This window comes from Burkholderia sp. ZZQ-2, assembly GCF_050768715.1.
Taxonomy (GTDB): domain Bacteria; phylum Pseudomonadota; class Gammaproteobacteria; order Burkholderiales; family Burkholderiaceae; genus Burkholderia; species Burkholderia cepacia.
This window is the reverse complement of the sequence record NZ_LDVA01000202.1, coordinates 1-4,773: the sequence shown is the minus strand read 5'-3', so window position 1 is coordinate 4,773 and position 4,773 is coordinate 1. Positions and strand designations below refer to the sequence as shown.

At 69.5% G+C, this 4,773-nt stretch carries 4 protein-coding genes, 1 pseudogene and 1 riboswitch; of the genes and pseudogenes, 1 reads left to right on the top strand and 4 read right to left on the bottom strand.

Annotated elements, in window-relative coordinates; translation table 11 throughout:
• From ABY44_RS14050 to ABY44_RS14035, 4 genes and pseudogenes are all read right to left on the bottom strand, one after another.
• Positions 1 to 134 (bottom strand): annotated as a pseudogene (locus ABY44_RS14050) (thiamine phosphate synthase); the annotation flags it as partial.
• Positions 131 to 946 carry a thiazole synthase gene (locus ABY44_RS14045; protein WP_060173901.1) on the bottom strand — a complete coding sequence of 272 codons (816 nt, stop codon included), beginning with the start codon at positions 944 to 946 and terminating at the stop codon, positions 131 to 133. The gene ABY44_RS14045 and the pseudogene ABY44_RS14050, both read right to left, overlap by 4 nt.
• A 38-nt stretch (positions 947 to 984) precedes the next feature.
• Positions 985 to 1,182, bottom strand: a complete 198-nt coding sequence (thiS, locus tag ABY44_RS14040) for a sulfur carrier protein ThiS (protein WP_011350713.1) — start codon at positions 1,180 to 1,182, stop codon at positions 985 to 987.
• 32 nt (positions 1,183 to 1,214) lie between these two features.
• On the bottom strand, positions 1,215 to 2,351 hold the full coding sequence (locus ABY44_RS14035) for an FAD-dependent oxidoreductase (RefSeq protein WP_059698114.1): 1,137 nt from the start codon (positions 2,349 to 2,351) through the stop codon (positions 1,215 to 1,217).
• Positions 2,352 to 2,576: 225 nt separating this feature from the next.
• A riboswitch (TPP riboswitch) is annotated at positions 2,577 to 2,700 on the bottom strand.
• 269 nt (positions 2,701 to 2,969) lie between these two features.
• Between ABY44_RS14035 and ABY44_RS14030 the strand changes: the two genes are divergently transcribed.
• On the top strand, positions 2,970 to 4,739 hold the full coding sequence (locus ABY44_RS14030; RefSeq protein ID WP_059698116.1) for an ABC transporter ATP-binding protein/permease: 1,770 nt from the start codon (positions 2,970 to 2,972) through the stop codon (positions 4,737 to 4,739).
• The last annotated feature ends 34 nt before the right edge of the window (positions 4,740 to 4,773 follow it).

Genomic DNA, 4,773 nt, shown 5'->3' with positions numbered 1-4,773 from the left:
TCGGGCACCGCGACGCAAAGCCGCCACGGCGCGGCGGCGTCCGGCCAGTCGCCCAGCCGGGCGCGAATCCGTTCGGCCGCTTCGGCCAGTTCGTCGGCCGGCGGCCAGAATGCCTCGGCGAAACGCACGCTCATGCGCCGCCCCCGTCCTGGTGCCAGAACGGCATCCCGACGACCGGCGTGCTGGCGTGCGCGGTCTCGCGCGCGTCCATCGGCCCGGCGAGATACGCGGCACGGCCGGCCTCGACGCCCTGCGCGAACGCACGCGCCATGATCTCCGGGTGCGTGGCCTGCGACACGGCCGTGTTCAGCAACACGCCGTCGAAGCCCCACTCCATCACCTGGCACGCATGCGACGGCACGCCGAGCCCGGCGTCGACGATCAGCGGCACGTCCGGCAGGCGCTCGCGCAACACGCGCAGCCCGTACGGGTTCACGACGCCCTTGCCGGTGCCGATCGGCGCGCCCCACGGCATCAGCGCCTCGCAGCCGGCGTCGAGCAGGCGCCGGCCGATCACGAGATCCTCGGTGCAGTACGGCAGCACCTTGAAACCGTCCTTGACCAGTTGCGCGGCCGCCTCGATCAGGCCGACCGGGTCGGGCTGCAGCGTGTAGTCGTCGCCGATCAGTTCGAGCTTGATCCAGTCGGTGCCGAAGACCTCGCGCGCCATGTGCGCGGTCGTCACGGCTTCCGCGACGGTCTGGCAGCCGGCCGTGTTCGGCAAGAGCGGCACCGCGTGACGCTTGAGCAGGTCGAAGAAGCCGGCTTCGGCCGTGCCGCCCGTCATCTGGCGGCGCAGCGCGACCGTCACCATCCCGGGGCGCGACGCGGTGATCGAATCGGACAGCGACTGCAGCGACGGATAGCGCGACGTGCCGATCAGCACGCGGCTTGCGAAGGTTTCGCCGTACAGCGTCAGCGCGTCGGCGGAGGTGAGGGACGTCATGTCGTTTTCCTGAAAGAGCGGGGACGAACCGGCGGCGCTCAGCCGCCCGCGACCGGGTGCACGACGTCGAGCTTGTCGCCCGCCGCGAGTGCGCGCGCCGCATGCTGCGTGCGCGCGACGAAGTTGCCGTTCAGCGCGACCGCGTACGGCGGACGCGCGCCGTACGCGGCGAGCGCGTCGGCCACCGTTGCGCCGTCGGGCAACGTCAGGTTCTGTTGGTTGATCTGGATGTCCATGAGGCTTCGTCGAATTCGGTCGGCGGTGCGCGTCAGGCCGGCTGGCGCGCGTCGTTGCGGTGATGAAGGAGCGTCGGCCAGCGCTCGGCGCCGCGCCACGCGGCGAACGCGTCGGGATCGCCGAACGCGCCGCCGAGCGCGGCTTCGGCAAGCGCGACGGCCGCGTGCGCGACTTCCGGCGCGATCATGAAGCCGTGCCGGTACAGGCCGTTGACGGCGAGCGTCGACGCACCATCCCAGATCACCGCCGGGCGATGATCGGGCAGCGTCGGCCGGCACTGCGCATTGAGTTCGAGGATGCGCGCCTCGCCGAACGCCGGATGCACGGAGAACGCCGCGCTCAGCAGTTCGAGCGCGGAGCGCACGCTGACGGGCGACATGTCCTCGCCCTCCACCTCGGTCGCGCCGATCACGTAGAGATCGTCCTGCTTCGGTGCGATATAGAGCGGGTAGCGCGGATGCAACAGCCGCACGGGCCGGGTGAGCCCGATGCCGGGGGCGTGCACGCGCGCGACTTCGCCGCGGATGCCGCGCAACGCGGGCAGCGCGGGTTTCGCGCCGAGCCCGCGGCAATCGATCGTGAAATGCGCGGCGGGCAGGTTCGCATCGTCGATCGTGACGTGCCAGTGCAGGTCGACGCCGCGCTCGGCGAGGCCGGCCGCGAGCGCGCGCAGCGCCTGGCGATTGTCGAGCTGGCCTTCGTTCGGCAGCAGCAGGCCGCGCGCGAAACGGCCCGCGAGCACCGGCTCGGCCGCGTCGACCTGCGCGCCGGCGAGGGTCACGAAACCGCTGTCGAACAGGCCGGCCGGCGCGTTCGCGCGCACGCGCCGCTCGAACAGCGGCGCCTCCGCGCGGTCCGCGTGATGCCAGACGACGAGCGTGCCGTGATGCTGGAAGAAGACGGGTTCGGGCAGTTCCGCGAGCCACTGCGGCCAGCGCGCGAGCGACGCGGCGCCGAGCTCGGTGATCAGCAGCTCCGCGCTCGCCGCTTCCGCGAGCGGTGCGAGCATGGCGGCAGCGATCCACGCGGCCGACTGCTCGCCGTCCGGGCCGCCGCGCTCGTAAAGCGCGACGCGATGGCCGTCGCCTGCGAGCCGCCATGCGATCAGACGGCCGACGAGGCCGCCGCCGAGCACCGCGAAATCGGGGCGGGTGTCCCGGACGTTCATCGCGCCCCCTCCGCACGGGCGCGCTCGACGAACGTCGACGCGCACGCGCCGCCGCATGCGAATGCACGCGACATCGGGCCGGGAACCATGCAAAAGACTGAAGATTGTGCGGTCATCATTCCTTCCGTAACGCGCAATGCGCGTACCCAAAAGGACGAAACCGGCAGCAAAGGCCGGCCGGGCGGGACTCGGGCGCTGACCATGTGGGATGGCAGCCAGCGCGACCCGGCGGGATCAGAAACTTCCCTCGCCGGTATTACCCGGATCGGGTGCGAAGGGTCTTTCTCAGCCTCATTGCGCTGCCCGGAACATCCGCCGGCCGCGCTACAAAGCACCCCTGTTTCGTCGTCGGCCATTAGACCATAAAAGCGGAAAGCGCCGCAAACTGTCCCCCTTGCGGCAAATTCGCCGTCGTGCCGCGCCGCTCTGGCACAATGCCCGCAGGCCGGCCGCGCGAGCGGCCGGTTGCCGCGTCACCGCCGGCCTTAAGTGCCGTTTAAGACACGCGGGCGACCATCCGGACGCCCGCCGTCAGTCGGCGCCGCGTCCCGGCATGCCGTATCGCGGCGCGCGCCCGGCTTCGCCCGGCCCGCGCGCCGGCTACTCATCAGGAAGCACATGACCCAATCGATCGATCCCGTCCGCTCCGCCTCCGACGCGCCGCAGGACGAGCGCCCGGTATCCGCATGGAGCCTCATCAAGCCCTACTGGGTATCGTCCGAATGGAAAATCGCATGGGGCCTGCTGGTCGCGATCATCGCGATCAACCTCTGCGTGGTCTGGATCAACGTCCGGCTCAACAAGTGGAACGCGGAGTTCTACAACGCGCTGCAGTCGAAGGACGTCCACGACTTCCCGAACCTGCTGATGCAGTTCTCCGCGCTCGCGTTCGCCTTCATCATCCTCGCCGTGTACGGTCGCTACCTGCGGCAGATGCTCGGCTTCCGCTGGCGCCAGTGGCTCACCGACCGTTTTCTCGGCCAGTGGCTCGGCGATCGCGCGTTCTACCGGATCGAACGTGACCGTCTCGCCGACAACCCCGACCAGCGGATCACCGACGACCTTCAGTCGTTCTCGACGACCACGCTCGCACTGTCGCTCGACCTGCTGTCGACGGTCGTCACGCTCGTGTCGTTCATCACGATCCTGTGGTCGCTCGCCGGCGCACTGACGTTCTCGCTCGGCGCGACGCCGATCACGATCCCCGGCTACATGGTGTGGGCGGCGGCGCTGTACGCGGTGGTCGGCTCGCTGATCATCCAGAAGGTCGGCCACCCGCTCGTGTCGATCAACTACCAGCAGCAGCGCGTCGAGGCCGACTTCCGCTTCGGGCTGATCCGCGTGCGCGAGAACGCCGAGCAGATCGCGTTCTACGACGGCGAGAAGACCGAGACCGGCAACGCGCAAAACCTCTTCATGCGCATCCGCGACAACTGGTGGCGCGTGATGAAGTACACGAAGCGGCTCACGTTCGTGCTGAGCTTCTACGGGCAGATCGCGATCATCTTCCCGCTCGTCGTCGCCGCGCCGCGCTATTTCGCGGGCGCGTTCTCGTTCGGCGTGCTGATGCAGATCTCGTCCGCGTTCGGCACCGTCAGCGATTCGTTCTCGTGGTTCATCAACAGTTACTCGACCCTCGTCGAATGGCGCGCCACCGTCAACCGTCTGCGCGAATTCAAGCGCGTGATGGGCACGTCGCACCTGAAGGAAAGCCTGTCGCCCGCGACCGAGCACGGCGGCATCAACCTGCATTACGTCGACGGCGCGAAGCTGTCGACGTCGTCGCTCAAGCTCGCGCTGCCGAACGGCAACGCGCTCGCGAACATCGGCAGCGTCACGATCGAGCCCGGCTCGCGCTGGCTCGTGATCGGCAAGTCGGGTTCCGGCAAGAGCACGTTCATGCGCGCGCTCGCGGGGCTCTGGCCGTTCGGCGACGGCGCGATCGACGCGCCGGTCGGCGCGCGGATGATGTTCGTGCCGCAAACGAGCTATCTGCCGATCGGCACGCTGAAGGCCGCGCTCACCTATCCGGCGACGGCCGACGCGTTCAGCGACGAAGCCTGCCGCGACGCGCTGCGCGCATGCCGCCTCGAGGATTATGCCGAGCGCCTCGACGAGACCGCGCACTGGACCCGCGTGCTGTCGCCGGGCGAACAGCAGCGCCTTGCCGGCGCGCGCGTGCTGCTGCACAAGCCCGACTTCCTGTTCCTCGACGAAGCGACGAGCGCGCTCGACGCCGACAACGAGGCGCGCCTGTACCACCTGTTCGCCGAACGGCTGCCGAAGGCCGCGATCGTCAGCATCGCGCACCGCGAGTCGCTGGCCGCGTTCCACGCCGGCACGATCAACGTCGAGCGCGTGAACGACAGCGACAAGGTCGCGGCGTGAAGCCACGCGCCGCGCACGTCGCCCGGATCGCGCT